The organism is Flavobacterium sp. (genome assembly GCF_035456085.1).
Lineage (GTDB): Bacteria > Bacteroidota > Bacteroidia > Flavobacteriales > Flavobacteriaceae > Flavobacterium.
This window is the reverse complement of record NZ_DATIDY010000100.1, coordinates 1-4,394: the sequence shown is the minus strand read 5'-3', so window position 1 is coordinate 4,394 and position 4,394 is coordinate 1. Positions and strand designations below refer to the sequence as shown.

Here is a 4,394-nt window from a genome sequence, read left to right as displayed (position 1 = left end):
AGGGCTTACACTTTCATTATTACCTATCGTGAATATTTCTAAATGCGAAAAAGTAGTGCCAGTTTTAATGTTTTTGGCAGTTGTATAAGCATTAGTTTCTGCCAGAGCTTTGCTTTTATAAGCGTAATTTCCAGTTAAACTCGTTTTTAATGCTTCAAAAGCAACCAGTTTTCCAGCTAAAATATCACTTCCGTCACTTGTAAATATTTGCTCTTTTATTGGAATACAAAATGAAACTTTTGTCAAATCGTTGATTGTATCGTAAGTGTGGTAAATTATAAAGGGTTTTCCGTTTTGACTAATGTTGTTTTGCTTGCAAAAAGCAATGATCTTTGGAAAAACTACATTGGCATTTCTACTAATGTCTGAGATTTTACTGGTGAATGATTGTCTTAAATAATAAGTTTCTAGTTTTTTTACAATTCCATTTACTTTTACTGAAAAAGATGAGTTTTCAAAATCTAGTGTTTTGTCAAGATTTGCTAATGATTTATCATAAATTGTTGACAATGAATTATGTGTACCGACATTAAAAAATGAATTCACCTTTGATAAAAAATCCATTTTACCAACAGATTTCCAGGTCACTTTTGTTTTGCCAAGGGTATCTTTAAAGCTCCAATATACTTTGGACGAAGTGCCATTGAAATCCATTTTTTGTGCAATACTGTCGTTTCCTTTGGTGTATAATGTTTGGATATTTCCGCTCTCATTTGTTCCTTCCCAAGAAAACGAACTTCCTCGGCCTATAGATGTAGAAGAAAATGAAGGTTGAATTGATGCATCTGATGAAATCCATGAACTGAATTTTGGCCAATTTTTATAATCATTAACGTAGTTAAAAACAGTTGCTTTTGGTGAGTTAATTATTTTACTACTTTCTACTGTGAAATTTCCTTTTTGTGTTGCAATATATATAGTAAGGGCCACAAGGCTTAACAGTAATAAAAGAAAAAGATATTTAATAATTCTCATAATAGGTTAGATGGTTTTTTTCTGATGTAAAGTTAGAAATTTAATCAATTATACTACAATGTCATTTGACAAAATATAAACGACATCAAAGAAAACAAGATTTTTATAACAAACTGTATTTTTTTAATTAATTCAAACTTAGAACATCTTCTATATATTGTGTTTATGAGAAAGTTGTTCTTTTTGTGTAGTTGAGAAATCTTTAAACAAGTAATTATTTGAAGCTTAGATTTTATTGTTTATTTAAAGAAGCTGTATATTTGTTGTGTATTTATGTGTTTAACATCTAAAATAATAAAGATGAAATTAATTAGAATGATAGGTCTTTTGATGACTTTTGCAATTTCGGTTGTGAGTAATGCTCAAAATGACAAAAAAGCAACGGCAAATTTGGAAGAGAATGTACCTTTCGATTTTTTCGTAGAACAATTTTCAGATATAAAAGTTTTGCGATACCAAATTCCAGGTTGGGAAAATCTTAGTTTAAAAGAGCAAGAATTGGTTTATTATCTTACTCAGGCAGGTACTTCCGGACGTGATATAATGTGGGATCAAAATTATAGATACAATTTAAAAATCCGAAAAGCATTAGAAAATATTTATCAAAATTACAAAGGAGATAAAACTACCGCTGACTGGAAAAATTTTGAAATTTATCTAAAAAGAGTTTGGTTTTCAAATGGTATCCATCATCATTATTCATCAGATAAAATTAAGCCAGATTTCTCAATAGGTTATTTCAAAACTTTATTAACAGATACTAAAACGACTTTGGCGCCCGAAATTGTTGAAATTTTATTCAATGATGTAGATTCTAAAAAAGTAAATCTTGATGTATCCAAAGGATTGCTTGAAGGATCTGCAATTAATTTTTATGATAAAGGTATTACACAAAAAGAAGTTGAAACTTTTTACGCCAACAAGAAAAGTCCAGATCCTAAAAAACCTTTTTCATTTGGTTTGAATTCTAAATTGGTTCGTAACGCCAAAGGTCAATTAGAAGAAAAAGTTTGGAAAAGTGGCGGAATGTATGGCGCTGCGATTGATAAAATTGTTTTTTGGTTAGAAAAAGCCCAAAAAGTCGCCGAAAATAAAAAGCAAGGCGATGCTATTGGACTTTTGATTAAATATTACAAAACGGGAGATCTTAAAACTTGGGATGATTACAATATAGCATGGTTGCAAGCTACAGAAGGAAATATCGATTACATCAACAGTTTTATAGAAGTGTATAATGATCCATTGGGATATAGAGGTTCGTATGAAGGTGTTGTTCAGATTAAGGATTTTGATATGTCCAAAAAGATGGAAGTGGTTTCTAAAAATGCGCAATGGTTTGAGGACAATTCGCCATTAGCACCAGAACATAAAAAGAAAAATGTGGTCGGTGTTTCATACAAAACTGTTATTGTTGCTGGAGAATCTGGTGATTCATCACCAAGCACGCCAATTGGTGTGAATTTGCCAAATGCAGATTGGATTCGTGCGGAACATGGTTCTAAATCGGTTTCTCTTGGAAATATTATAGATTCCTATAACAAAGCTGGTGGGAAAGGCAGATTGCAGGAATTTGCAAATGATCCAGAAGAAATTAGGTTGGCCGAAAAATATGGTGAGTTAGGAAGTAAACTGCATACTTCATTGCACGAAGTGGTTGGACACGCATCTGGACAAATAAATCCAGGTGTTGGAACTCCAAAAGAAACCTTAAAAAATTATGCTTCGACATTGGAGGAGGGAAGAGCCGATTTAGTTGGGTTATACTATCTATATAGTCCAAAAATTCAGGAAATTGGTTTGGTAGATAATTGGAAAGAATTAGGAATGGAATGTTACGATGGCTACATTAGAAATGGATTAATGACTCAATTGGTTCGTTTGGAATTAGGTTCTAATATTGAGGAAGCCCACATGAGAAATCGTCAATGGGTTAGTGCTTGGGTTTTTGAAAAAGGTAAAAAAGACAATGTTATCGAAAAAATTACTCGCGATGGGAAAACCTATTTCAATATCACTGATTACGAGAAATTACATGAATTATTTGGACAGTTATTAAAAGAAGTTCAACGAATTAAATCAGAAGGTGATTACGAAGCTGGAAAAGTTTTGGTAGAAAATTACGGTGTAAAAGTTGATCAAAAAATACATACCGAAGTGTTAGAGAGAAATAAGCAATTTCCTGATGCTCCATACAGTGGTTTTGTAAATCCTGTTTTGGTTCCAAAATTGAATGCCAAAGGCGATATAATTGCAATAGAAATAGAACAGCCAAAAACATTCGCAGAACAAATGTTACAATATTCTAAAAATTATGGCTTTTTACCTTTGGAAAACTAAAAATTAAGTTTCTTAGATTCTAAGTTACTAAGAATCTAAGTTGTTGAAGTTTTAAGAAAGAAAGAGTTTGAAAAAACTTAGAATCTTAGAAGCTCAGCAACTTAGATTCTTTTTTTTAATGCTTAAAATAAATTTTGATGACAAACAAAAGTCCGATAAATATCAAGAAACCAATCAGGATTTTGTAATTTCCTTTATAGAAAACTTTGTGTAAGTTGGCATCTTTTCGATAAGCAAATACCATTGCTATGACAAATGCGATAAAAAAACAGAGTGCAAATAGTAGTTGACCTTGACTGAACATGTTCTAATAATTTTTGGCAAATTTAGACAATAGTTTATAAATTGTTATTAAATTTCCAATTCAAATAAAAATCATATTAGGATGCAAAAACAAATCAACGCTGTAAAAGAATTCCATACAGCATTTAGAATAGGGCATAGCGAAACTCCAATCGCTAACTTAGATGAAAGCAAAAAAGAACTCCGTTATAATTTAATGAAAGAAGAAAACGAAGAATATCTTGAAGCTGTGAGAAATAATGATATTGTAGAAATCGCTGATGCTCTTGGTGATATGATGTATATTCTTTGCGGAACTATTATAGAACACGGACTACAACACAAAATCGAAGAAGTTTTTGACGAAATCCAACGCTCCAACATGAGCAAATTAGGTGAAGATGGAAATCCAATTTATAGAGAAGACGGGAAAGTGATGAAAGGACCAAATTATTTCAAGCCTGACTTCTCGAAGATTCTGGGGTAAGTCTCTAAGTAACTTAATTTCTGATTAAAAAAATAAGGTTTAAAGTTGATATTTATAGCAACTTTAAACCTTAAATAAAAAAACTTAGCAACTCAAAAACTTAGTCACTTAGCAACTTTTCTATACTTTAACAGTCCATCCAAAAGTATCTTCTACTAACTTGTTTTGTAATTTAGTTAGTTTGTCTTTTAATAAACCAGCAAAAGAGTTTTCAACTTTTGGCAATTCATAATAAATATCTTTGTATGAATATCCAGCAATAGGATTAACTACTGCAGCTGTTCCAGCTCCAAAAATCTCTTTCAAAGTTCCT

The 4,394-nt window shown here is 31.2% G+C and carries 3 protein-coding genes and 1 pseudogene; 2 read left to right on the top strand and 2 right to left on the bottom strand.

Annotation, left to right across the window (positions count from 1 at the left end):
- Positions 1 to 975: SRPBCC family protein (locus tag VLC96_RS07605; RefSeq protein WP_325261847.1), on the bottom strand; the 975-nt coding region annotated here is incomplete at its 3' end.
- A gap of 300 nt (positions 976 to 1,275) precedes the next feature.
- Between VLC96_RS07605 and VLC96_RS07600 the strand changes: the two genes are divergently transcribed.
- Together VLC96_RS07600 and VLC96_RS07590 are read left to right on the top strand one after the other, a co-directional pair.
- The gene (locus VLC96_RS07600) at positions 1,276 to 3,312 is read left to right on the top strand and encodes a dipeptidyl-peptidase 3 family protein (RefSeq protein ID WP_325261846.1); all 2,037 of its coding nucleotides are present in this window, start codon (positions 1,276 to 1,278) and stop codon (positions 3,310 to 3,312) included.
- A 385-nt stretch (positions 3,313 to 3,697) separates the two neighbouring features.
- A complete protein-coding gene (locus VLC96_RS07590) occupies positions 3,698 to 4,081 on the top strand; it encodes a nucleoside triphosphate pyrophosphohydrolase family protein (protein WP_325261842.1) in 384 nt (127 codons plus the stop codon).
- Positions 4,082 to 4,201: 120 nt separating this feature from the next.
- Here VLC96_RS07590 and VLC96_RS07585 read toward each other — a convergent pair.
- Positions 4,202 to 4,394, bottom strand: a pseudogene (locus VLC96_RS07585) (branched-chain amino acid aminotransferase); the annotation flags it as partial.

What these genes read in the sequence shown, in the direction of transcription:
- VLC96_RS07590 (WP_325261842.1), top strand. Translation starts at nt 3,698, where the DNA reads ATGCAAAAACAAATCAACGCTGTAAAAGAATTCCATACAGCATTTAGA.
- VLC96_RS07600 (WP_325261846.1), top strand. Translation starts at nt 1,276, where the DNA reads ATGAAATTAATTAGAATGATAGGTCTTTTGATGACTTTTGCAATTTCG.